Source organism: Nocardia cyriacigeorgica (assembly GCF_010858045.1).
GTDB classification, from domain to species: Bacteria; Actinomycetota; Actinomycetes; order Mycobacteriales; family Mycobacteriaceae; genus Nocardia; species Nocardia cyriacigeorgica_E.
The window spans coordinates 20,678-43,148 of the sequence record NZ_JAAGVC010000012.1; the positions used below are offsets into that span (position 1 = coordinate 20,678).

General features: G+C 67.6%; 23 protein-coding genes and 1 tRNA gene. 18 read left to right on the forward strand and 6 right to left on the reverse strand.

All coding sequences use genetic code 11. From position 1 onward, the window contains the following. Nucleotides 1-59 precede the first annotated feature (59 nt). Complete coding sequence (locus GV790_RS13725; protein WP_375139392.1) at nt 60-308, forward strand: tyrosine-type recombinase/integrase; 249 nt, start codon at nt 60-62, stop codon at nt 306-308. A gap of 41 nt (nt 309-349) precedes the next feature. On the opposite strand, the gene GV790_RS13730 is transcribed toward GV790_RS13725, so the two are convergent. Next, nucleotides 350-436 (reverse strand) — tRNA-Leu (locus GV790_RS13730). A 222-nt stretch (nt 437-658) separates the two neighbouring features. Between GV790_RS13730 and GV790_RS13735 the strand changes: the two genes are divergently transcribed. The 7 genes from GV790_RS13735 (at nt 659) to polA (ending at nt 9,780) form a co-directional block, all read left to right on the forward strand. Next, nucleotides 659-1,273, forward strand: a complete 615-nt coding sequence (locus GV790_RS13735) for an ANTAR domain-containing response regulator (protein WP_014350328.1) — start codon at nt 659-661, stop codon at nt 1,271-1,273. A gap of 228 nt (nt 1,274-1,501) precedes the next feature. Next, nucleotides 1,502-2,698: a branched-chain amino acid ABC transporter substrate-binding protein gene (locus tag GV790_RS13740; protein ID WP_163813820.1), complete on the forward strand. Its 1,197-nt coding sequence runs from the start codon at nt 1,502-1,504 to the stop codon at nt 2,696-2,698. 94 nt (nt 2,699-2,792) lie between these two features. Further along, complete coding sequence (locus tag GV790_RS13745) at nt 2,793-3,830, forward strand: branched-chain amino acid ABC transporter permease (protein WP_163813740.1); 1,038 nt, start codon at nt 2,793-2,795, stop codon at nt 3,828-3,830. Continuing rightward, complete coding sequence (locus GV790_RS13750; RefSeq protein WP_163813741.1) at nt 3,827-5,254, forward strand: branched-chain amino acid ABC transporter permease; 1,428 nt, start codon at nt 3,827-3,829, stop codon at nt 5,252-5,254. The genes GV790_RS13745 and GV790_RS13750 overlap by 4 nt, the downstream gene beginning before the upstream one ends. Beyond that, on the forward strand, nt 5,251-6,219 hold the full coding sequence (locus tag GV790_RS13755; RefSeq protein ID WP_163813742.1) for an ABC transporter ATP-binding protein: 969 nt from the start codon (nt 5,251-5,253) through the stop codon (nt 6,217-6,219). Before GV790_RS13750 ends, GV790_RS13755 begins: the two co-directional genes overlap by 4 nt. Then, nucleotides 6,216-6,947, forward strand: coding sequence for an ABC transporter ATP-binding protein (locus GV790_RS13760; RefSeq protein WP_228807136.1), 732 nt, complete (start codon nt 6,216-6,218; stop codon nt 6,945-6,947). Before GV790_RS13755 ends, GV790_RS13760 begins: the two co-directional genes overlap by 4 nt. A 61-nt stretch (nt 6,948-7,008) precedes the next feature. Next, nucleotides 7,009-9,780, forward strand: a complete 2,772-nt coding sequence (polA, locus tag GV790_RS13765) for a DNA polymerase I (protein WP_163813743.1) — start codon at nt 7,009-7,011, stop codon at nt 9,778-9,780. 39 nt (nt 9,781-9,819) lie between these two features. Here the strand turns inward: polA and GV790_RS13770 are convergent, their stop codons facing one another. Then, the gene (locus GV790_RS13770) at nt 9,820-10,434 is read right to left on the reverse strand and encodes a PepSY domain-containing protein (RefSeq protein WP_163813744.1); all 615 of its coding nucleotides are present in this window, start codon (nt 10,432-10,434) and stop codon (nt 9,820-9,822) included. Nucleotides 10,435-10,699: 265 nt separating this feature from the next. On the opposite strand from GV790_RS13770, the gene GV790_RS31100 reads away from it, so the two are divergent. Then, the gene (locus GV790_RS31100) at nt 10,700-10,831 is read left to right on the forward strand and encodes a hypothetical protein (protein WP_256673274.1); all 132 of its coding nucleotides are present in this window, start codon (nt 10,700-10,702) and stop codon (nt 10,829-10,831) included. Between the two features lie 90 nt (nt 10,832-10,921). Continuing rightward, a complete protein-coding gene (locus GV790_RS13775; protein WP_163813822.1) occupies nt 10,922-11,350 on the forward strand; it encodes an alpha-isopropylmalate synthase regulatory domain-containing protein in 429 nt (142 codons plus the stop codon). Between the two features lie 63 nt (nt 11,351-11,413). Here GV790_RS13775 and trxA read toward each other — a convergent pair whose 3' ends face one another. Next, on the reverse strand, nt 11,414-11,785 hold the full coding sequence (gene trxA / locus GV790_RS13780; protein ID WP_163813745.1) for a thioredoxin: 372 nt from the start codon (nt 11,783-11,785) through the stop codon (nt 11,414-11,416). Between the two features lie 48 nt (nt 11,786-11,833). Further along, nucleotides 11,834-12,364, reverse strand: a complete 531-nt coding sequence (locus GV790_RS13785; RefSeq protein ID WP_163813746.1) for a 2'-5' RNA ligase family protein — start codon at nt 12,362-12,364, stop codon at nt 11,834-11,836. A 68-nt stretch (nt 12,365-12,432) separates the two neighbouring features. Here GV790_RS13785 and GV790_RS13790 point away from each other — a divergent pair, with 68 nt between their 5' ends. From GV790_RS13790 to GV790_RS13805, 4 genes are all read left to right on the forward strand, one after another. Further along, entirely contained in the window at nt 12,433-13,524 is a 1,092-nt protein-coding gene (locus tag GV790_RS13790; protein WP_163813747.1) for an isocitrate/isopropylmalate dehydrogenase family protein, read from the forward strand. A gap of 156 nt (nt 13,525-13,680) precedes the next feature. Further along, nucleotides 13,681-14,595 (forward strand): ABC transporter substrate-binding protein, encoded by a 915-nt coding sequence (locus tag GV790_RS13795; RefSeq protein ID WP_280213557.1) that lies wholly within the window; start codon nt 13,681-13,683, stop codon nt 14,593-14,595. 1 nt (nt 14,596) lies between these two features. Further along, nucleotides 14,597-15,508: an amino acid ABC transporter permease gene (locus tag GV790_RS13800; RefSeq protein ID WP_163813748.1), complete on the forward strand. Its 912-nt coding sequence runs from the start codon at nt 14,597-14,599 to the stop codon at nt 15,506-15,508. Nucleotides 15,509-15,549: 41 nt separating this feature from the next. After that, nucleotides 15,550-16,302, forward strand: coding sequence for an amino acid ABC transporter ATP-binding protein (locus GV790_RS13805; RefSeq protein WP_163813824.1), 753 nt, complete (start codon nt 15,550-15,552; stop codon nt 16,300-16,302). Nucleotides 16,303-16,346: 44 nt separating this feature from the next. Here the strand turns inward: GV790_RS13805 and GV790_RS13810 are convergent, their stop codons facing one another. After that, on the reverse strand, nt 16,347-17,279 hold the full coding sequence (locus GV790_RS13810) for a LysR family transcriptional regulator (protein ID WP_163813749.1): 933 nt from the start codon (nt 17,277-17,279) through the stop codon (nt 16,347-16,349). Nucleotides 17,280-17,350: 71 nt separating this feature from the next. On the opposite strand from GV790_RS13810, the gene GV790_RS13815 reads away from it, so the two are divergent. The 3 genes from GV790_RS13815 (at nt 17,351) to GV790_RS13825 (ending at nt 19,903) form a co-directional block, all read left to right on the forward strand. Beyond that, nucleotides 17,351-18,739 carry an FAD-binding oxidoreductase gene (locus tag GV790_RS13815; protein WP_163813750.1) on the forward strand — a complete coding sequence of 463 codons (1,389 nt, stop codon included), beginning with the start codon at nt 17,351-17,353 and terminating at the stop codon, nt 18,737-18,739. A gap of 84 nt (nt 18,740-18,823) precedes the next feature. Further along, the gene (locus tag GV790_RS13820; protein ID WP_163813751.1) at nt 18,824-19,708 is read left to right on the forward strand and encodes an SPFH domain-containing protein; all 885 of its coding nucleotides are present in this window, start codon (nt 18,824-18,826) and stop codon (nt 19,706-19,708) included. A gap of 12 nt (nt 19,709-19,720) precedes the next feature. Beyond that, complete coding sequence (locus GV790_RS13825; RefSeq protein WP_163813752.1) at nt 19,721-19,903, forward strand: hypothetical protein; 183 nt, start codon at nt 19,721-19,723, stop codon at nt 19,901-19,903. A gap of 41 nt (nt 19,904-19,944) precedes the next feature. Here the strand turns inward: GV790_RS13825 and GV790_RS13830 are convergent, their stop codons facing one another. Continuing rightward, entirely contained in the window at nt 19,945-20,802 is an 858-nt protein-coding gene (locus GV790_RS13830; RefSeq protein ID WP_163813753.1) for a class I SAM-dependent methyltransferase, read from the reverse strand. 167 nt (nt 20,803-20,969) lie between these two features. Here GV790_RS13830 and rpsA point away from each other — a divergent pair, with 167 nt between their 5' ends. Beyond that, a complete protein-coding gene (gene rpsA, locus GV790_RS13835) occupies nt 20,970-22,436 on the forward strand; it encodes a 30S ribosomal protein S1 (RefSeq protein ID WP_014350347.1) in 1,467 nt (488 codons plus the stop codon). The last annotated feature ends 35 nt before the right edge of the window (nt 22,437-22,471 follow it).

Genomic DNA, 22,471 nt, shown 5'->3' on the forward strand with positions numbered 1-22,471 from the left:
ATGCGCTGGTGTTTCCGAGTCGGAAGGGCGGTTACCTGGAGTCGACGGAGTTCCGGTGGGTGTTCGACCAGGCCGCCGCCGCGGCCGGGTTGAGCAGTATCGCTCCGCATGGTCTGCGCCATACGGCGGCGTCGCTGGCGATCAGTGCCGGGGCGAATATCAAGGTGGTTCAGCGGATGCTGGGCCACAAGACGGCCACGCTGACTCTGGACCTGTACGGGCACCTGTTCCCGGGCGATCTCGACGCCGTGGCGGTCGGGATGGACGCGGGCGCCAGGACTGCTGCGGACCAATTGCGGACTGCGTGAGGTGACGATGTCGGAAGCGACGGCAAAAATGCCGTCTGACCTGGTGCCGAGTGTGGGACTCGAACCCACACGTCCGTGAGGACAACGGTTTTTGAGACCGTCGCGTCTGCCAGTTCCGCCAACTCGGCGCACCGGGTGGAAATGATAGCGGGTGAGTGGGGTAATCGCCCAACCGGTCGCCTCACGGTTGTGACGTAGGGGGTGTGCGCTGGGTATATGCGTTCGATGCCGAGGTGAAAGGTACTCTTTACATCACTCGATTGCGTGACGGTGGGTCGTCGGCCGGTTCGTCCGGCTCTGGCCGCGGTCGATCGTGTCGGGGCTCGAGCATCGAACCAGAGGGGTCTTCTATGAGCACTACTGCGGGCGCGGACGCGAAGGCAGGCGCCGGGGCCAAGCGTGTCGTCGTCGCCGAGGACGAGGCCTTGATTCGCATGGATCTGGTCGAGATGCTCACCGAAGAGGGCTATCAGGTGGTCGGTGAGGCGGGCGACGGCCAGCAAGCGGTGGATCTGGCGGTGGAGCACCGGCCCGATCTGGTGATCATGGACGTGAAGATGCCGCGCCGCGATGGAATCGACGCGGCCGCCGAGATCGCCTCCAAACGTGTTGCGCCGGTGGTGATCCTGACCGCGTTCAGTCAGCGCGATCTGGTCGAGCGGGCACGCGACGCCGGGGCGATGGCCTATCTGGTGAAGCCGTTCACCAAGTCGGATCTGGTGCCCGCGATCGAGTTGGCCGCGAGCCGGTTCCATGAGATCACCGCGCTCGAGGGTGAGGTCGCGAGCCTGTCGGAGCGGCTGGAGACCCGCAAGCTGGTCGAGCGGGCCAAGGGCGTGCTGATGCAGACCCAGGGGCTGTCGGAGCCGCAGGCCTTCAAATGGATTCAGCGCACCGCGATGGATCGCCGTACCACCATGAAGGCGGTCGCGGAAGTGGTTCTGGAGAATCTGACCCCGCAGTGACGGCCGCTCGGGCCTTATACCCGACGCGATTTACATCGCGGAAACATGATCGCGAAAAAGAATTCGACACGATGTCATCTGCATGATCCGAATGTGATGCGGATCTAACCTGCCGACGCTATGTTTCTGCGCAGGCTGAGTGGTCGGCCTCCTCGGTTGCCCGGGGGAAGCACAGGAACGCAGAGGTGAATCGTGCTTAGTTCGACGTGGCGAAACCGTACGGTGCGAGTGCTGGGGGCCGGTGCGGCCGCAGCCCTGGTGTTGACCGGATGCAGCGATAAATCGACGGGGGATTCGGAGGCCACCGGCGCCGACACCGGGGGCCTGTCCATTCAGCCGGTGATGCAGATCGACGCCCAGGGCAAGGAAGTTCCGTCCACCGACACCGCCGCGGCCGCCGATCCCGCCGGTGACGGTTCGGCGACCTGCCCGGAGAACACCTCGATCGCCATGGCGGGCGCACTGACCGGACCGAATGCCGCGCTCGGCATCAATATCCTCAACGGCGCGAAGCTGGCGATCGACCAGCACAACAAGGCCAATCCGGGTTGCCAGATCGAGTTGAAGGACTTCGACACCGAGGGCAACCCGCAAAAGGCCACGCAGATCATCCCGCAGATCGTCAACGATCCCACCGTCATCGGCTTGGTCGGCCCGGCCTTCTCGGGCGAGACCAAGGCCACCGGCCAGATCCTCAGCGACGCGGGCCTGGTGGCGGTGTCGTCCTCGGCCACCAACGCCTCGCTCACCCAGAACGGCTGGCGCAGCTTCTTCCGCGGCCTGGCCAACGACGACGTGCAGGGCCCGTCCGTGGCCAATTACATGATCAATACCGCCGGCTACAAGAAGGTGTGCGTCGTCCAGGACAACACCGATTACGGCACCGGCCTCGCCGCCAGCGTCACCGCCGCGCTCGGCCCGGTGGCCGATCCGGCGTGCGCGGCCAGTATCAAAGAGGGTGACAAGGACTTCTCCGCCACCGTCACCAAGATCGCCAGCGCGAACCCGGACGCGATCTTCTACTCCGGCTACTACGCGGAGGCCGCACCGCTGGCCAAGCAGTTGAAGTCCGGCGGCGTGGACGCCACCTTCGTTTCCGCCGACGGCAGCAACGACCCGCAGTTCGTCTCTCAGGCCGGTAGCTCGGCCAAGGGGGCGGTGCTGTCGTGCCCCTGCGGTCCGGCCCCGAAGGAATTCACCTCCGAATACGAGGCGCTCAACGGCCAGGCCCCCGGCGTCTACTCGGTGGAGGCCTATGACCTGGCCACCATCCTGGCCAAGGGCATCGACTCGGGCAAGCTCACCCGGCCCGACCTGCTCGAATTCGTCCGCTCCTATGACGGCGCCGGCCTGGCCCGGCAGTACAAGTGGAACCCCGACGGCGAACTGTCCAACGCGCTGATCTGGGTGTACGAGGTCAAGTAGCGGGAGTGGTACCGGCGCGTGCCCCACGACCCTGCCGGAGGGTCGGGGTACGCGCCGATCCGTCAGGGGCGACAGCGATGAGGGCAAGGCACGGATGACTCCTACCGTTTACGTCGGCGCGTTACCGCTTGCCGACGGTTCGATCGACTTCAACTACGAGGGGGTGATCGATCAATTCTGGCGACTGACCGTCGACGGACTGTCCTACGGCGCGATCTACGCCCTGGTGGCGGTGGGCTACACGCTGGTGTACGGCGTGCTGCGGTTGATCAACTTCGCGCATTCGGAAGTGTTCATGCTCGGCATGTTCGGGCAGTACGTGGGGTTGATGCTGCTGGGATTCTCGCCCAGCGGTGATGTGTATTCCCAAGGTGTCATCCTCACCGTCACCTATCTGGGTTTGGCGATGCTGTTCGGGATGGCGGTCTCGGGTGCGGCGGCGGTGGGATTGGAGCGGGTCGCCTATCGGCCGTTGCGCCGTCGCGGCGCCAAACCATTGATCTTTTTGATCACCGCGATCGGAATGTCGTTCGTACTCCAGGAATTCGTGCATTTCATCCTGCCGAAACTGTGGCCGGATCTGGGTGGCACCAATGCCCAGCAACCGATCATCCTGGTCGAGCCGACGGTGCAGTTCAGTGTCGGCGGCGCCGACGTCACCAATGTGACCATCGTGATCGTGGTGGCCGCGGTGGTGCTCGCCGCGGCAGCCGAGATGCTGATCAACCGCACCAAGTTCGGGCGCGGCATCCGCGCGGTGGCCCAGGACCCGGATACCGCCACGCTGATGGGGGTGTCGCGGGAACGGGTCATCATGCTGACGTTCCTCATCGGTGGTGTGCTGGCTGGTGCGGCGGCGCTGTTGTACGCGCTGAAGATTCCCAACGGCATCATCTATTCCGGCGGTTTCGTGCTCGGTATCAAGGCCTTCAGCGCGGCGGTCCTCGGCGGCATCGGGAATCTTCGCGGCGCCTTGCTCGGCGGGCTGCTGCTCGGGCTGGCCGAGAACTACGGGCAGATCCTGTTCGGCACCGAATGGCGCGACGTGGTGGCGTTCGTGGTGCTGGTGCTGGTGCTGATGTTCCGGCCGACGGGCATCCTCGGTGAGAGTCTCGGGAGGGCCCGCGCATGAGTGAGAAGTCCACGCCGATCGAGGCTCCGAAGCCGCCGCCGCGGCCGATGCACGGTGTCGGCGACGCGTTACGCGGCTGGTGGGAGGGGCTGAGCCGGCCCGCGCAGTGGGCGGTCGGCGTTCCGGCGATCATCGCGCTCGCCCTGCTTCCGCTGTTCCCGCCGCCGCTGCTGGACACCCCCGGCACCAGTTTCGGCGGCGTGATGGCCCAGTTCGCGATGTACGCGCTGATCGCGATCGGGTTGAACGTGGTGGTCGGGCAGGCGGGCCTGCTCGACCTCGGATATGTCGGCTTCTACGCCGTCGGCGCCTACACCGTCGGCCTGTTGACCAGCCCGAACAGCCCGTGGAATCAGACCGACGGCGGCTGGCTCGACTCCGACTGGGCGTGGCTGGCGTGTGTGCCGCTGGCCATCGCGGTGACCGCGGTGTCCGGGTTGATCCTCGGCTCGCCGACCCTGCGGCTGCGCGGTGACTACCTGGCCATCGTCACCCTCGGGTTCGGTGAGATCGTGCGACTGCTCGCCGACAATCTCGGCGATCTGACCAACGGCAGCCTCGGCCTGTCCGGCATCGCCTACCCGCGTGTCGGCGAATCCGAGGAGCGCCCGACCGGGGTGTTCTCGGCGGGCAATGTCGGTGCGGGCGACAGCGCGAACCTGCTCGACCGCGCCAACTCCGGCACCTGGTGGTACTGGCTCGGCATGATCTGCGTGATCGTGGTGCTGCTCATCGTCGGCAACCTGGAACGCAGCCGGGTGGGCCGGGCCTGGGTTGCGATCCGCGAAGACGAGGACGCGGCCGAGATCATGGGCGTGCCGGCGTTCAAATTCAAGCTGTGGGCATTCATGATCGGCGCCGCCGTCGGCGGATTGTCCGGCGCCTTGTACGCGGGCCAGGTGCAGTTCATCAATCCGACCGGATTCAACATCATCAACTCGATGCTGTTCCTGTGCGCGGTGGTGATCGGCGGTCAGGGCAACAAACTCGGCGTCATCGTCGGGGCGTTCCTGATCGTGTACCTGCCCAACCGGTTGATGTCGGTGCAGCTGGTCACCGATGAAACCGCGGGCTATATCCAGCTCGGCGTGCTGGCGGTGGTGTTCGCCGGACTCGCGCTGGCGTGGAAGCGGTGGATGCACGAGCGCGGCGTGTGGGCGCGCAGGCTGTTCGTCACCGTCACGGTGGTGCTCGGGGTGTACTGGCTGGTCCTGCTCGGCAGCGTGCTGCTGTTCCGGCCGCAGGGCGCGCAGACCCTCGGCGACCTGAAGTATCTGTATTTCGGCATCGCGCTGGTGGTGATGATGATCCTGCGGCCCCAAGGCCTGTTCCCGATGCGGCAGAAACTGCTGGCCTATGGCAGGCAGATCTATCTCGCGGTGCGCAGACCGATGACGGCCGAACCGGTGGGAGCGAAGCGATGACCGGGCCGGGCGCGGGCGACGCACTGTTCGACAACGAAGATATGGCCGCGGGGTATGCCCCGGAACCGGAGGTGGAGTCGGCGGGCACCGTCGACGTCGAGGCCGTCGACCCGGCGCTGGCCGATGCGGCCGCGGTCGCCGAGGCGGTCGCTCCGCGCCGCGAGATCGAGACCGAGGTCGGCGCGCCACTGCTGCGCACCGAGGGGTTGACCGTGAAGTTCGGCGGCCTGACCGCACTCGATGCCGTCAGCTTCGAGATCCGCCGCGGTGAGATCCTCGGCCTGATCGGCCCCAACGGTGCCGGCAAGACCACCTGCTTCAATGCCATCACCGGCGTGTACCGGCCCTCGGCGGGCACGGTGTATTTCGACGGCAAGCCGCTCACCAAGACCAAACGCAATGCCATCACCCGCCTCGGCATCGCCCGCACCTTCCAGAACGTGCGACTGTTCGGGGAGATGACGGCCCTGGAGAACGTCGTGGTCGGCACCGATGCCAGGCACAAGACCTCGGTGCCAGGCGCGATCTTCCGCACGGCCAGGCATCGGCGCGAGGAACGCGACGCCATCGAACGCGGCATGGCGTTGCTCGAATTCGTCGGTATCGCGCCGCGCGCGGTGGAGAAGGCGCGCAACCTGTCCTACGGCGATCAGCGTCGCCTCGAGATCGCCCGTGCGCTGGCCACCGAACCGAAACTGCTGTGCCTGGACGAACCGGCGGCGGGGTTCAATCCGAGCGAGAAGTCGGCGTTGATGGACCTGATCCGCAAGATCCGCGACGACGGGTTCACCGTGCTGCTGATCGAGCACGACATGCGGCTGGTGATGGGGGTGACCGACCGGATCGTCGTCCTCGAATTCGGCCGCAAGATCGCCGATGGCCTGCCCGCCGACATCCGGGCCGATCCGGCGGTGATCGCCGCCTATCTCGGTGTGCCCGACGACGAGGACGGACAGGACGCATGAGCACAGCCACATCGATGCTGGAAGTCGACGAGATCTACGTCAACTACGGCAGAATCCGAGCGCTGCACGGCATCTCGCTGCGCGTGGCCGAAGGCGAACTGGTCACCCTGCTCGGCGCCAACGGTGCGGGCAAGACCACGACGATGCGCGCGCTGTCGGGCCTGCTGCCGTTGACCAAGGGGCGCATCGTCTTCGAAGGTCGCGACATCAGCCGGATGAAAGCCCACGAACGGGTCGTGGCCGGCCTGATCCAGGCACCGGAGGGCCGCGGCATCTTCCCCGGTATGTCCGTGCAGGAAAATCTGGACATGGGTTGTTACGCACGGCCTTTCAAGCAGAAGGCCGACTACGCCGCGACCCTGGAGCGGGTGTTCGAGTTGTTTCCGCGGCTGCAAGAGCGGCGCAAACAGGTCGGCGGCACGCTCTCCGGCGGCGAGCAGCAGATGCTGGCGATAGGCCGGTCGCTGATGGCGCGCCCGCGCCTGCTGCTGCTCGACGAACCCTCGATGGGGTTGGCGCCCATGGTGATCCAGCAGATCTTCCGCATCATCAGCGAGATCAACCAGCAGGGCACCACGGTGCTGCTGGTCGAGCAGAACGCCAGGCAGGCGCTCAAACGCAGCGATCGCGGCTACATCCTGGAGACCGGTGCGGTGACCAAGTCCGGTACCGGTGCGGACCTGTTGGTCGACCCGGCGGTGAAGTCGGCGTACCTGGGTGTCGGGTGAGTGGCGCGCGCCCGGGTGTCGGCGGTTCGACTTGTCGGTGGCTGTCCCTACACTCTGGGGGGTGAGTTCACCGACGACAGCCCCGCGTTCTGCCTCTTCCGGATCCGGCACGGCACCGAGCACCGCGTCGAGTGCCGCCGCGACGGCCACGGGGGAGCGGCCGACGCTATTGCTGATCGACGGCCACTCGGTGGCCTATCGCGCCTTCTACGCGCTACCGGCGGAGAACTTCAAAACCGTCACCGGCCAGACCACCAACGCGGTGTACGGGTTCACCGCCATGCTGATCAACCTGCTGCGCGATGAGAAGCCCACCCATATCGCGGCGGCCTTCGACGTCTCGCGCCAGACCTTCCGCACCGAGGCCTACCCCGAATACAAGGCCAACCGCACCACCACGCCGGACGAGTTCCGCGGCCAGGTCGAGCTCACCAAGGAGGTGCTGGGCGCGCTCGGCATCCCCGTGATGGCCATCGACGGCTACGAGGCCGATGACGTCATCGCCACGCTCACCACCCAGGCGGTGCCGCAGGGTTACCGGGTGCTCATCGTCACCGGCGACCGTGATTCCATCCAGCTGGTCAACGATGACGTCACGGTGCTGTACCCGCGCAAGGGCGTCTCCGATCTCACCCGCTTCACCCCCGAGGAAGTGCAGGCCAAATACGGTCTCAGCCCGGCGCAGTACCCGGACTACGCGGCGCTGCGCGGCGACCCGAGCGACAACCTGCCCGGCATTCCCGGCGTGGGGGAGAAGACCGCCGCCAAGTGGATCCGCGAATACGGTGATCTGGCCACCCTGGTCGACAAGGTCGACGAGGTGCGCGGCAAGGTCGGCGACGCGCTGCGCGCCAACCTGAGCAGCGTGGTGCTCAATCGTCAGCTCACCGAGATGGTGCGCGATGTGCCGCTGCCCTACACCCCCGATCAGCTCGCTCAGGGGCCGTGGGACCGTGAACGCATCCACCGGCTCTTCGACGACCTGGAATTCCGGGTGCTGCGCGACCGGCTGTTCGAAACGCTGGCACCGCCCAGTCCGGAGGCGGAGTCCGGTTTCGAGATCAGCGGTTCGTCGCTGGCGCCGGGCAGCGTCGGCGATTGGCTCACCGATCACGCGCCGGCCGGGGTGCGCCACGGGGTGTCGGTGGTGGGTTCGGGTGCGCCGGCGCACGGCGACGTCAAGGCGATCGCCATCGCCGCGGCCGACGGTGAGGGCGCTTATATCGACGTCACCGGAATGACGCCCGAGGACGAAGCCCGCCTCGGCGCCTGGCTGGCCGATCCGGCGCGTCCCAAAGCCTTGCACGAGGCGAAGTCCGCGATCCACGCCCTGCGCGGGCGCGGGTGGACGCTGGCCGGGCTCACCAGCGATACCGCGCTGGCCGCCTACCTGGTGCGGCCGGGGCAGCGCAGCTTCAACCTCGACGATCTGTCGCTGCGCTACCTGCACCGGGAGCTGCGCGCCGAAACCGACGAGACCCCGCAGCTGTCGCTGCTCGACGATGAAGACGCCGTCGACACCGAACTCGCCAAGGCCGAGATGCTGCGCGCCCGCGCCGTCGCCGATCTCGCCGAAGCCCTCGACGGCGAGCTGGCGAACATCGAATCCACCGCACTGCTCGGCGAGATGGAGTTGCCGCTGCTGGAGGTGCTGGCCACGCTCGAGGACGCGGGCATCGCCGTCGACGTCGACCAGCTGGAAACGCTGCAACGCCAGTTCGCCGACAAGGTGAACGAGGCCGCCGAGGCGGCCTACGGCGTGATCGGCAAGCAGATCAACCTCGGCTCGCCCAAACAGTTGCAGGTGGTGCTGTTCGACGAGCTCGACATGCCCAAGACCAAGCGCACCAAGACCGGCTACACCACCGACGCCGACGCGCTCGAATCGCTCTACGAGAAGACCGAGCATCCGTTCCTTGCGCATCTGCTGGCCCACCGCGACGCCACCCGGCTCAAGGTCACCGTGGACGGCCTGCTCAAGTCCGTCGCCGACGACGGCCGCATCCACACCACCTTCAACCAGACCATCGCCGCCACCGGCCGGTTGTCCTCCACCGAGCCGAACCTGCAGAACATCCCCATCCGCACCGACACCGGCCGCCAGATCCGCGACACCTTCGTCGTCGGCCCCGGTTACGAATCGCTGATGACGGCCGACTACAGCCAGATCGAGATGCGGATCATGGCGCATCTGTCCGGCGACGCCGGCTTGATCGAGGCCTTCAACTCCGGGGAGGATCTGCACACCTTCGTCGCGTCCAAGGCCTTCGACATCCCGATCTCGGAGGTGAATCCGGAGATGCGGCGCCGGATCAAGGCCATGTCCTACGGCCTGGCCTACGGTCTGAGTTCCTACGGCCTGTCCGCGCAGCTGAAGATCAGCACGCAGGAGGCCAAGGACCAGATGGAGGTCTACTTCGCCCGGTTCGGCGGTATCCGCGACTACCTGCACGAGGTGGTGGAACAGGCCCGCAAGGTCGGCTACACCCAGACCCTGTTCGGCCGCCGCCGCTATCTGCCCGACCTGGATTCCAGTAACCGTCAGCGCCGCGAGGCCGCCGAACGGATGGCGCTGAACGCGCCGATCCAGGGCACCGCCGCCGACATCATCAAGGTCGCGATGATCAACGTGCACAAGGCCATTCAGGACGCGGGCCTGAAGTCGCGGATGCTGCTGCAGATCCACGACGAACTGCTCTTCGAGGTCGCCACCGGTGAACGGGAAGCCCTGGAGGAACTGGCCAGGCGGGAGATGGCAGCGGCCATCGACCTGTCGGTGCCGCTGGATGTGTCCGTCGGCACCGGCCGCAGCTGGGACGCCGCCGCGCACTGATAGCCGTACCGGTCTCGGCCGGTGCGGTCGGTCGCGGATTCAGCGCTCGGTCGTATTCGCCATCACTCGTCCGGAAACGGCGTCGATGGTGACCTCATGCTTGGTGCCGGAGGGATCGATCACGTCCGACTCCCACACGGTGGTCCCGTTGTCGCTGTCGAGATTCAATTCGGTGATGGTGCCGCCCGGAACTTCCCGCAGTACGCTGTCGGCCGCTGCCCGGTAGTCCACGCGAGCGGTTTGTATGCGGTCGCGATGCTTGGCTTTGTCGGCGTCGTCCTCGTTCTTCGCGACGGGCCCCATGGTCACGGTCGCGCCGTCGCCGGACACCTCCATCTCGTGCTCGATGCCGTCGGCGGTGACGACCTGGACCTCCCAGCCGTGGTCGCGTTCGGTCTCGATGGAGATGAGCGTGCTACCGGCCACGGCGGCCGTCGCGGTGCTGCCCGCCTTGTGCAAGGCGTCGGTGTCGAGGGCTGCCGCTGCCGAGCCCGTCACGGATGCCGACACCGTCGTCGCCGGCGGCGCCGTGGTCGCCACCGCATCGTTGTCGCTGCCGTCGGCGCACCCGCTCACCGCGAGGAGTGCGGCACCGGCCAGCACCACCGGCGCGCCGTACCGGCTCTTCGGACCCGAACCACCTGGGACTCGCATCTGTTCCTCCGTTCGCCGCTGTTTGCACGGGCGTGCCCCGCCGACGTGCGCCGAAACCTGTTCCGCGCACGCCGGGACCGAGCGAAACGACCTGGTGCGCGAGCACGATGTCCCAAGAGACCGGGTAGGTGATTCCGGCTACCCGCCTGCTACTCGCGCGTAACCCGGTCGCGCCCGATGACCTGGGCGAACAGCATCCGGCACGAAAGGAAACGACAAGCAAATGTGGTTGCCTTCGCCGCATCGACTCTCTATCCTCGGACGCGTGCCGAATCCCTCCGACCGCCACAGCGCGCCGCTGCATGTCGCCGACCGCGACAGCGTTGCGCTAGTTCCGCACACCGCGATGGTGGCGCGTCGGCTACTGCTCGTAGTAACCCGCCGCAGCGGGGTCTGATTCGGACCGGCCCCCTCGCTGCGGGCCGTTTGACGTTTGTTGCTGGTCCCCTCTGCCGCCTCACGCATTCTCGGGAAGACCTACGTGACCATGCTCACCCTCGATAGCCATGACCTGATCGCCGCCGCCCCACGGAGCCTTCGCTCCGAAAGCGCCGGCCTGACCCCCGACCAGTTCCGCGACCGCTACGGCGAAAGCACCGGGCCGATCCGCCTCGGTGACTGGTCGCCGGCCGGGAACCGGAACGCCACCTTCACCGCGACCCTCGAATTCGCCGATCACCTGCGCACCGTGGTGGCCACCGGCAACCCGGTCGCGGCCATGACCTCGGCCCTCTACGACGAGGGCTACCCGGTCGAGATCCTGCAATTCCATCAGCGCCGCACCGGCTCGGCCACCGCCACCTTCGTCCAGTGCGAATTCAACGGCCGCCGCGGCTGGGGCGCCGCCCTGGCCGGCGACGGTGCCGAATCCACCGTGCGCGCCATGATCGCCGGGCTCAACCGCCTCGGCGCCTGACACGACAGACGGGTCCGGCCCTCCCGATCGGGAGGGCCGGACCCGTCGTCACGGTCTGCGGTATTACTCCGTGGAAGCCTGCTGTTCGGCCAGCTGCTTGCGCACCTCGTCCATGTCGAGGGCCTTCACCTGGGTGACCAGGTCCTCGAGTGCGGCCGGGGGCAGCGCGCCGGGCTGGGCGAACACCAGCACGCCCTCGCGGAAGGCCATGATCGTCGGGATGGAACGGATGTTGGCCGCGGCCGCGAGACCTTGCTCGGCCTCGGTGTCGACCTTGCCGTGCACCACGTCGGGGTGCTGCTCCGAGGACTTTTCGAAGGTCGGGGCGAAGCTCTTGCACGGACCGCACCACTCGGCCCAGAAATCGACGAGTACCACGTCGTTTCCGGTGACGACCTCATCGAAATTCTTGTCGGTCAGCGTCTGCGTTGCCATGGGCGTCCTCTCGTGTGGGTGTGCCGGGTCCAACGCCGGGCGCCGGTATTATCTTCCACCGGCGACCGGCCAGGCCCGCCGTTCGTCGCCGTCCCACCTCCGGATACCCACCGCGGTCGCGGTGAAATCACGATCCGACGCGACAGCGAGAATCGCCGCGCCGAGCTGCGGTGGTGGCACGCGTCTGGCCAGTGTGACATGCGGGGTCCACTGATCGGGATGCATATTGCCCGGAACTCCAGGGCACGGCGCTACCAGTGCGTGGACGCGGCGCTGCCAGGCCAGCAACTGCTCGGACGGCACCACCAGCCGCACCAGAATGGGCCGGCGCGCCCCGAACACCAGTACGCCACCCAGCCGCACCGGGAACGGATGAAACGGCAATTTCTCCAGGTCGTGGTCGATGCGCGGCCAGATCTGGCCGGCCACCGCCAGGGTGATGTGCGGGCGTTTGGGCGGATCGCCTGCGGCGGGCTTGCGGATGACGCCCGTCAGGCCCGCCGCGGCCAGCGCGGACCACTGCTGACGGATGTACTCCTCGCCCGTGTCGTCGAGCACCAGTTCCACCGACTGCACCATGATCTGCAGAAACTAGCCGCCGCGGACCCGGGCGCGGGCCGGTTCGACGGCGACGGCAGGATGTCGGGGTGCACGAGTCGAAGCAAACAGGTGGTGAACCGCTGCGATTGGGGCTGATCGACGGCGACGGCATCGGCCCCGAGGTGGTGGGCGCGGCACGCGCCGTGGTCGACGAGGCCCTGGTGGCTTCCGGCGCGGCCGCCGTGGACTGGGTGCGGCTACCGATCGGCCACCGCGCCATCGCCGAGTACGGCAGCGCGTTGCCGCAGCACACCCTCGACGCGCTCGCCGAGCTGGACGGCTGGATCCTCGGCCCGCACGACAACGCCTCTTATCCGCCCGAACACCGGGCGGCTCCGGGCGGCGCGATCCGCAAACATTTCGGCCTGTACGCCAATATCCGTCCGGCCAGGGCGTTCCCCGGTGTGCGCGCGGCCGCCCCCGATATCGACCTGGTGATCGTGCGGGAGAACAGTGAGGGCTTCTACGCCGACCGCAATATGTTCGCCGGAACCGGTGAGTTCCGGCCGACCGAAGACGTCGCCATGTCCGTCGGCGTGGTCACCCGTCGAGCCTGCGAACTGATCGCGCACGAGGCCATGCGGCTGGCGAGCACCCGGCGCAAACGGGTGACGATCGTGCACAAGGCCAATGTGCTGCCGATGACGATGGGCCTGTTCCGCGACGTCTGCTACGAGGTGGCGCACCAGTATCCGGGTGTGCGGGTCGACGACGAACACGTCGACGCCACCGCCGCGCACCTGGTCCGCGCGCCCGGCGACTTCGATGTCCTGGTCACCGAGAACCTCTTCGGCGACATCCTCTCGGATCTGGCCGCGGAGCTGAGCGGTTCGCTCGGTCTTGCGGCGTCGCTGAACTGTTCGGCCGATCGCGCCATGGCCCAGGCCGTGCACGGCGCGGCGCCGACGCTGGCCGGACGCAACCGCGCCAACCCTGCCGCACTGCAATTGTCATCGGCAATGTTGTTGCATTGGATGGGAATTCGCCGTGCCGACCCGGTGCTGACCCAGGCCGCCGAGCGCATCGAGCGTGCTGTCGCGACGACGCTGGAAGCCGGGATCGCGACCGCCGACCTCGGTGGACTGGCCTCGACGAGTGAGTTCACCGAGCAGGTGAGCGCGCGGGTGCATCGCCGATGAGCGCGCACCGGAGGCGGGCGAGCGTGCATTACGGCTCGGTGTGTATTGGACCGCAGGGGCCGGATTCTCCGCTACTGTCCGGTACGCGGGTGCTCGGTCGCCTGGATCGCGAGAAGGGTGGGGTCGGGTACTCCGGACCGGAAGGTGGAGGCTGCGGTGGCTGATCGAACCGAACCCGGCGGGCGTGGACGCTGGGCGATACTGGTGGCCGCAGTGCTCGGTGCCATCGTGCTCGCGGTCACCGGCTGCACGCACAACACCGAGGATCTACCCGACGTCGCGAAGGTGCCGGTGAGCGAGGTGCCCGAGCTCGCGGCGCTGGTGCCGCCGGAGATCCGGCAGTCCGGGGTGCTGAAGGTGGGGGTGAACGTGCCGTATCAGCCCAATGAGTACCGCGACAGCGACGGCAATATCGCCGGATTCGACGTCGACCTGATGGACGCGGTGACCACAGTGCTCGGCTTGCGCGCCGAATACATCGAGTCGGCGTTCGAGAAGATCATTCCCGCCGTGCAGGCCGGCACCTACCACGTGGGCATGTCCTCGATCACCGACTCGCTCGAACGGGAGAAGCAGGTCGATTTCGTCACCTACTTCAGCGCGGGCGTGCAATGGGCCCAGCGCGCCGACCGGCCGGTCGACCCGGACAATGCCTGCGGTAAGCGGGTGGCGGTGCAGGCCACCACCTTCGAGCATCTGGAAGAGCTGCCCGCCAAGAGCCGGGCCTGCGAAGCGGCGGGCAAGGACCCGATCATCATCCAGAGTTTCGATGAGCAGAGCGCGGCGACCAATGCGTTGGTGCTCGGCCAGGTGGACGCCATGTCGGCCGATTCGCCGGTCACCGCGTATGCCATCAAGCTCACCGAGGGCAAGATCGAACCGGCGGGCCCGGTCGTCGACGCCGCGCCCTACGGCTGGGCGGTGGCCAAGGGGTCGCCGTTGGCCCCGGTGCTGCAGCAGGCGCTGCAACATCTGATCGACAACGGCAAGTACCGCCAGATCACCGAGAACTGGGGTGTGCAGGAGGGCGCGATCACCGAGTCCGTCATCAACGGCGCGCCGAAGGGATGAAATGAGCGAATCACAGACCGAGCCGGAGCCGATCAAGGCCGTCCCGCTGCGCAGGCCGGGGCGTTGGCTCGCCGCGACCGCCATCCTGGTGCTGGTCGGGCTGTTCATCTATGGCGCCGCGACGAATCCGGCCTACCGCTGGGACGTCTACTGGCGGTACCTGCGCGACAGTCGCATCGCCGAGGGCGCCGTCGTCACGCTCGAGCTGACGGTGCTGTCCATGGCGATCGCGGTGCTGCTCGGCGCGCTGCTCGCGGTGATGCGCCTGTCACCGAATCCGGTGCTGCGGTCGACCGCGTGGGTGTATCTGTGGATCTTCCGCGGCACACCGGTGTTCGTGCAGTTGGTGTTCTGGGGACTGGTGCCCTCGCTGTACAAGCAGATCACCCTCGGGGTGCCGTTCGGGCCGCAGCTGGTGGAGCTGGATGTGCAGGGCTTGCAGGCCGCGTTCGCCTTCGCGGTGATCGGCCTCGGCCTCAATGAGGCCGCGTATATGGCCGAAATCGTGCGCGCCGGCATCAATTCGGTCGGTGAGGGGCAGCGCGAGGCGTCGGTCGCGCTCGGCATGACGTGGTCGCAGACCATGCGCCGGACGGTGCTGCCGCAGGCGATGCGGGTGATCATCCCGCCCACCGGCAACGAACTGATCGGCATGCTCAAAACCACCTCGCTGGTGACCGCGATCCCGCTCAGTACCGACCTGTTCGGCCGCGCCCGCGATATCTACGGCGTCAACTTCCTGCCGATCCCGCTGCTGCTGGTCATCGCCACCTGGTACCTGGCCATCACCAGCGTGCTGATGGTCGGGCAGTACTACCTGGAGCGCTACTTCTCGCGCGGGGTCTCGCGGCAGCTGACCGCCAAACAGTTGCAGGAACTGGCCGATGCGCAGAATGTGGTGAAGGCGAAATGAGCGATGCGATGAAGGGTGGCGCCGATTCCGCGGCCGAGCCGATGATCGTCGCCGATCGGGTGTGCAAATCCTTCGGGGCGCTCCAGGTGCTCAAGGGGATCTCGCTGGAGGTGCAGCGTGGGCAGGTGCTGTGCCTGGTCGGGCCCTCCGGTTCGGGCAAGTCGACGTTCCTGCGCTGCATCAACCATCTCGAGCAGGTCAATGCCGGACGGCTCTACGTCGACGGCGAGCTGGTCGGTTACCGGGAGAAGGGCGACAAGCTCTACGAGCTGCATCCGCGGGAAGCGGCCAGGCAGCGCCGCGATATCGGCATGGTCTTCCAGCACTTCAACCTGTTCCCGCACCGCACCGCGCTCGCGAACATCATCGAGGCGCCGACTCAGGTCAAGAGGATGCGCAAGTCGGAGGCGGTGGGCCGGGCCAAGGAATTGCTGGATCGGGTGGGGTTGGCCGACAAGGCCAATGCGTATCCGGCGCAGCTGTCCGGCGGGCAGCAGCAGCGGGTGGCGATCGCCCGGGCACTGGCGATGGACCCGAAGCTGATGCTGTTCGACGAGCCGACCTCCGCGCTGGACCCCGAGCTGGTGGGCGAGGTGCTCACCGTGATGCGCGAGCTCGCCGATGATGGCATGACGATGGTCGTGGTCACCCACGAAATGGGTTTCGCCCGCGAGGTCGCCGACCAGCTGGTGTTCATGGACGGGGGAGTGGTGGTCGAGGCCGGCGCGCCGCGTGCGGTGCTGGCGGAGCCGAAACACGAACGCACCAAGGCGTTCTTGTCGCGGCTGCTCTGATCGCGAGATTCCCGGACGCGGCGTTCGGACGACCCGGTGCGGTGTCAGCGCGCCGGACCCGGGGCCGCCGGCGTCGCGCCCGTCGGCCGTGCCAGCGCGATGCGTAGCTGGCCGAGCAGCACTTTCGCCGCCGGAGGCATGGGGCGGGCGGTGCGCCAGGCGATGGCCAACTGCCCGCGCAGTTCGGGTTGCGCGATGGGCAGCGCTCGGACGCCGAACGCGGCGGCCTCGGCCTCGGTGAGTTCGGGTACCACCGCGACACCGAGCCCATGCGCCGCCAGCCGCAGCAACAGTGGCGGCGCCGCGGCTTCGAACGCGATATTCGGGGTGAAACCCGCTGCCGCGCACGCACGTTGGAGTACGCCGTGAATGCCGGTGCCTGCGGGCAGGCAGATCAGCTGGCGGTCGCGAAGATCGCGCAGCGGCATCAGCGCGCCCTCGGTGCCGTCGTCGGCGGCGACGGCGGCCACCACCGCGGTGTCGAGGATGACGTCGACGGCGATCCCCGGATCGAGTTCCGCCCCGGTCAACCCGACCACCGCGATATCCAGCTCGCCGCTGCCCACCGCGTCCAGCATGCGCTGCGAAGTGTCCTCGGTGAGCACGATGCCGACCTGCGGATGATCGTCGTGGAAGGCGGCCAGCGCGCCGGGCACATCGAAGGCCTCCATCGCGGCGCCCGAGATGAGCCCGACCCGCACCTGCCCGCGCAGCAGCCCGGTGAACTCGTCGACGGTCTGCGCGATCCGTTCGGCGGCGGCGAGCGCGGCGCGGGCATCGGCCAGTACCGCGGCGCCGACCTCGGTCGGTGTGACCCGGCGCGTACCACGCTCGAGCAGCGGTTGGCCCAGCTCGCGTTCCAGCTGCCGGATCTGTGCGCTCAGCCCGGGCTGGGTCAGATGCAGTCGTTGCGCGGCGCGGGTGAAACCGCCTTCGTCGACCACGGTGACGAAGTAGCGCAGTTGCCGCAATTCCATAACTGATGATTATGGCAGCAAGACAAACTAGCTGTTTCCCTTATCGCCCTGGCCGGGGCACTGTCGAAGGCATGGGAAACATCGCAGCCGAATACCTCGCTCTCACTCCAGCCGCCGAGGCGGAATTGCCGTCCTTCCCCGCGCCGGTGCTCCGGCCGGCGGACGCGGAGTACGCCACCGAGATCTCCGGATTCCAGACCGCCTACCAGCACCGTCCGGCCGTGGTCGTGGCCGCCCGGCACACCGAAGACGTCCGGGCCGCCGTCGAATTCGCCGCCAGGCACCGGCTGCCGGTGGCGGTGCAGGCCACCGGACACGGCTTGTCGGTCGCCGCCGAGGGCGGCGTGCTCATCAGCACCCGGCGCATGACCGGCATCCACATCGATGCCGACGCCGCGACCGCGCGTATCGGCGCGGGTGTACAGGCCGGCGCGTTGATCGACGCCGCGGCCGGGCACGGACTTGCGCCGCTGAACGGGTCGTCGCCCTCGGTCGGTGTGGTCGGCTACCTCCTCGGCGGCGGGCTCGGACTGCTCGGGCGCACCTACGGCTACGCCGCCGACCACGTCCGCGTGATCGAGCTGGTCACCGCCGACGGCCGGGTGCGCACGCTGCGCCCCGGTGACGAACTGTTCGGTGCGGTGCTCGGCAGCGGCGGCAATTTCGGCGTCGTGACGGCGCTGGAAGTGGGCCTGGTGCCGGTGACCACCGTCTACGGCGGTCAACTCATGTTCGACACCGCCCAGGTGCCGCGCGCGCTCGAGGCGTGGCGGGAATGGACCACGACCGTGCCCGACACGGTGACCTCCACCGTCGCCATGCTCGCCTTCCCGGATATCCCGCCGGTGCCGCAGCCGCTGCGTGGCCGGTTCGTCGCCTCCATCCGGATCGCGATCGCCGGCGACGCCGAGGCAGGCGAGCGTCTGGTCGCGCCGCTCCGGGCGATCGGCACACCGCTGAAGGACGATCTGCGCCGCATGCCCTACACCGAATCGCACACCATCCACTCCGATCCGGCCGATCCGCACGCCTACGCCGCCACCAACGCCCTGCTCGACGACCTCACGCCGGAGGCATTGCAGGCCTTGCTGTCGGTGGCCGGACCCGATTCCGGGCTCGGCGCCGTCATCGATATCCGGCATCTCGGTGGCGCGCTGCGTACGGCCCGCGAGGATCTGGCCCTCGACCACCGCGAGGCCCGCTACGTGGTGCGGGCGATCACCATGCCGGAGCCGGGGGCCGGCCCCGTCGAGCCCGGCGCTCCGGTGCGCGCCGCACTGGCGCCGTGGACGATCGGCCACAGTCTCAACTTCCTCTACGGCGCCGGCGATGTGGCCGACGAGGCGCAGACGCGGGGCGGGTACCGGGACGAGACCTACCGGCGGCTGGCCGCGCTGAAGGCGGTCTACGACCCGCACAACATGTTCCGTTTCAACCGCAATATCCGCCCGGCGAGCTGATCCGCCCGCAGATCGGAACGACCAGGCCTACGACGGCGGCACCATGCTATTGTCGTGATATCACTTTGATACCGGGAGGATGTCATGAAGCTTCGTGCCGCTGTCCACGTCAACGGGTTCGTGGTGCTACTGACGTGGCTGGTGCTGACGCTCGCCGTCGGCGGCGCCACCGCGCTCGCCTTCGTCGTCGGCACCAAGGACGGCAACGCCGCCGCGATCGGGGCGGGCATCGCCGGATCGGTCGTGCTGGTCGCGCTGCTGCTCGCGATCACCGGGCTGATCGTGGTGAACCCGAACGAGGCGAAAGTGGTGCAGTTCTTCGGCCGCTACATCGGCTCGGTGAGCGAACCGGGCTTCTTCTCGGTGCTGCCGCTGACCGACCGGCGCAGCATCTCGCTGCGGGTGCGTAACTTCGAGACCCAGAAGCTGAAGGTCAACGACGCCGACGGCAATCCGGTCGAGATCGCCGCGGTGGTCGTCTACCGGGTGGTCGACAGTTACAAGGCCGCGTTCGCCGTCGACGATTACGAGGAATACGTGGAGACCCAGTCCGAGGCCGCGGTCCGGCATCTGGCCACCACCCATCCCTATGATGCCCACGACGACGAGCGCACCAGCCTGCGTGACGGCAGCGAGGTCGCCGAGGAACTCACCGTCGAACTGCGGGAACGCACCGAACTGGCCGGTATCGAGGTGCTGGAGGCCCGCATCACCCACCTCGCCTACGCCCCCGAGATCGCCCAGGCCATGCTGGTGCGCCAGCAGGCGTCGCAGGTGGTCGCGGCCCGCACCCACATCGTGGAAGGCGCGGTCGGCATGGTCGGTCTCGCGCTCGAGCGGCTGGCCGCCCAGGGCATGGTGGAACTCGACGAGGAGCGCAAGGCCGGCATGGTGTCGAACCTGCTGGTGGTGCTGTGCGGTGATCGACCGACCCAGCCCGTGGTCAACGCCGGATCGCTCTACTCCTGACCGGCGAGCGCGATGGCCGACCGTAAGAAGATCCTGCTCCGGCTCGATCCGGCGGTGTACGAGGCGGTGGCCCGCTGGGCCTCCGACGACCTGCGCAGCGTCAACGCGCAGATCGAATACGCACTGCGCCTTGCCCTGGACAATGCCGGGCGCAAACCCCGGCCGGGCCGGTCATCGGCCGACGACGGCGAATGACACCGGACCGCACGCTCGGGAACGACGTGCGGTCCGGTCGTTCATGTCGTGGCGCCGGGTTTGCGGGCGACGAAGATCGCGGTGCCGGGGAACAGCGCGCCGCGCAGCGGGCTCCACTGGCCCCATTCCCGGTCCAGCCATTCCGGCCAGTCCGGTTCGATGATGTCCTCCAGGATCAGGCCGGCGGCGACGATCTCGCGGACCCGATCGCCGATGGTGCGGTGGTGTTCGACGTAGGTGGGCTCGCCGTCGGCATCGACCTCTATATAAGGGGTGCGGTCGAAGTACGGGGTGGTGGCCACCAGCCCCGCCGGCCCGGGATCGTCGGGGAAGATCCAGCGCATGGGATGGTTCACCGAGAACACCCAGCGCCCGCCGGGCCGCAGCACCCGCTCGACCTCGCGCATCACCCGGGCCGAATCGGCGACGAAGGGGATCGCGCCGAACGCCGAGCAGGCGGCGTCGAAGGATTCCCCGGCGAAGGGCAGCGCCTCGGCGGTGGCCTGCACCAGCGGCACCCGTGGACCGCCGCGTGCCATCGCGGCCAGCCCGTGCGCGAGCATGCCCGCCGACAGATCCAGGCCGACCGGGAACGCGCCATTGCTCGCCAGCCAGCGCGAACACGGCGCCGAACCGCAACCGATCTCCAGAATGCGCTGTCCCGCAATATCGCCGAGCAGATGCCAATCGCCCTCGTGCAGTCCCTCGGGACACCAGACGAATTCACCGCCGGGGGAGTCGACACCGAGGAATTCGGCATGGGTATCGTGGTATTGGCCGGCGTCGGCATCCCACCAGCGCCGGCTGGCACGTTCGGAGTCCGTGGAATCGATTCGGGCACGTGCCGGACCAACGGTTCCGAGCAGTTCGTTTGCTTGCGCATGGCGATCGTCCGACACGCCGTAAGAGTATCGGCGTGGCGACGGGACCGGTTTGCCCGGCCCGATGCAGGTCGCGTACGCTGAACGCGCGAGTGATCACACCGCGCCCAATTTCGGTGTGTCGCACAGTACCGAAAGATCCAATGTCCGCAACCGACCACAATCCGTCCGGAGCAAATCCACATATGCCCACCACCGTCACCTCGCCGCAGGTAGCCGTCAACGACATCGGCTCCGCCGAGGATTTCCTCGCCGCCATCGACGCCACGATCAAGTACTTCAACGATGGCGACATCGTCGAGGGAACCATCGTCAAGGTCGATCGTGACGAGGTCCTGCTCGACATCGGTTACAAGACCGAAGGCGTCATCCCCTCCCGTGAGCTCTCCATCAAACACGATGTCGACCCCAACGAGGTCGTTTCCGTGGGTGATGAGGTCGAGGCCCTGGTTCTCACCAAGGAGGACAAGGAAGGCCGCCTGATCCTGTCGAAGAAGCGGGCGCAGTACGAGCGCGCGTGGGGCACGATCGAGGAGCTCAAGGAGAAGGACGAGGCCGTCAAGGGCACCGTCATCGAGGTCGTCAAGGGTGGCCTGATCCTCGACATCGGGCTGCGTGGCTTCCTGCCCGCCTCGCTGGTCGAGATGCGTCGGGTCCGCGATCTGCAGCCGTACGTCGGCAAGGAGATCGAGGCCAAGATCATCGAGCTCGACAAGAACCGCAACAACGTGGTTCTCTCGCGTCGCGCCTGGCTGGAGCAGACCCAGTCCGAGGTCCGCAGCGAGTTCCTGCACCAGCTGCAGAAGGGCCAGGTCCGCAAGGGTGTGGTCTCCTCGATCGTCAACTTCGGTGCCTTCGTGGACCTGGGCGGCGTCGACGGTCTGGTGCACGTCTCCGAGCTGTCCTGGAAGCACATCGACCACCCGTCCGAGGTCGTCGAGGTGGGCACCGAGGTCACCGTCGAGGTGCTCGACGTCGACCTGGACCGCGAGCGCGTCTCGCTGTCGCTGAAGGCCACCCAGGAAGATCCGTGGCGTCAGTTCGCCCGCACCCACGCGATCGGTCAGATCGTGCCGGGCAAGGTCACCAAGCTGGTTCCGTTCGGTGCGTTCGTGCGCGTCGAAGAGGGCATCGAGGGCCTGGTGCACATCTCCGAACTGGCCGAGCGCCACGTCGAGGTGCCGGACCAGGTCGTTGCCGTCGGCGACGACGCGATGGTCAAGGTCATCGACATCGACCTGGAGCGTCGCCGGATCTCGCTGTCGCTGAAGCAGGCGAACGAGGATTACCACGCCGAGTTCGACCCGTCGAAGTACGGCATGGCCGACAGCTACGACGAGCAGGGCAACTACATCTTCCCCGAGGGCTTCGATCCCGAGACCAACGAATGGCTCGAGGGCTTCGACAAGCAGCGCGAGGAGTGGGAAGGCCGCTACGCCGAGGCGGAGCGTCGCCACAAGATGCACACCGCGCAGATGGAGAAGATGGCGGCCGACGCCGCGGCCGAGGCCGCGAACGGTGGCGGCTCGTCGAACTACTCCTCCGAGAGCGGTTCGCAGTCCACCTCCAGCCAGCCCGAGTCCGCCGGCGGCTCGCTCGCCAGCGACGCCCAGCTCGCGGCTCTGCGGGAGAAGCTCTCCGGCAACGCCTGATACGGCTAGAGCAACACCGAAGGCCCCGGTCCGCA

What these genes read in the sequence shown, in the direction of transcription:
- GV790_RS13785 (WP_163813746.1), bottom strand. Translation starts at nt 12,364, where the DNA reads ATGGTGCAGTCGGTGGAACTGGTGCTCGACGACACGGGCGAGGAGTAC.
- GV790_RS13820 (WP_163813751.1), top strand. Translation starts at nt 18,824, where the DNA reads ATGAAGCTTCGTGCCGCTGTCCACGTCAACGGGTTCGTGGTGCTACTG.
- GV790_RS13770 (WP_163813744.1), bottom strand. Translation starts at nt 10,434, where the DNA reads ATGCGAGTCCCAGGTGGTTCGGGTCCGAAGAGCCGGTACGGCGCGCCG.
- GV790_RS13810 (WP_163813749.1), bottom strand. Translation starts at nt 17,279, where the DNA reads ATGGAATTGCGGCAACTGCGCTACTTCGTCACCGTGGTCGACGAAGGC.
- GV790_RS13815 (WP_163813750.1), top strand. Translation starts at nt 17,351, where the DNA reads ATGGGAAACATCGCAGCCGAATACCTCGCTCTCACTCCAGCCGCCGAG.
- GV790_RS13760 (WP_228807136.1), top strand. Translation starts at nt 6,216, where the DNA reads ATGAGCACAGCCACATCGATGCTGGAAGTCGACGAGATCTACGTCAAC.
- GV790_RS13775 (WP_163813822.1), top strand. Translation starts at nt 10,922, where the DNA reads ATGCTCACCCTCGATAGCCATGACCTGATCGCCGCCGCCCCACGGAGC.
- trxA (WP_163813745.1), bottom strand. Translation starts at nt 11,785, where the DNA reads ATGGCAACGCAGACGCTGACCGACAAGAATTTCGATGAGGTCGTCACC.
- GV790_RS13800 (WP_163813748.1), top strand. Translation starts at nt 14,597, where the DNA reads ATGAGCGAATCACAGACCGAGCCGGAGCCGATCAAGGCCGTCCCGCTG.
- GV790_RS13805 (WP_163813824.1), top strand. Translation starts at nt 15,550, where the DNA reads ATGATCGTCGCCGATCGGGTGTGCAAATCCTTCGGGGCGCTCCAGGTG.
- rpsA (WP_014350347.1), top strand. Translation starts at nt 20,970, where the DNA reads ATGCCCACCACCGTCACCTCGCCGCAGGTAGCCGTCAACGACATCGGC.
- GV790_RS13745 (WP_163813740.1), top strand. Translation starts at nt 2,793, where the DNA reads ATGACTCCTACCGTTTACGTCGGCGCGTTACCGCTTGCCGACGGTTCG.
- GV790_RS13735 (WP_014350328.1), top strand. Translation starts at nt 659, where the DNA reads ATGAGCACTACTGCGGGCGCGGACGCGAAGGCAGGCGCCGGGGCCAAG.
- GV790_RS13825 (WP_163813752.1), top strand. Translation starts at nt 19,721, where the DNA reads ATGGCCGACCGTAAGAAGATCCTGCTCCGGCTCGATCCGGCGGTGTAC.
- GV790_RS13750 (WP_163813741.1), top strand. Translation starts at nt 3,827, where the DNA reads ATGAGTGAGAAGTCCACGCCGATCGAGGCTCCGAAGCCGCCGCCGCGG.
- GV790_RS13755 (WP_163813742.1), top strand. Translation starts at nt 5,251, where the DNA reads ATGACCGGGCCGGGCGCGGGCGACGCACTGTTCGACAACGAAGATATG.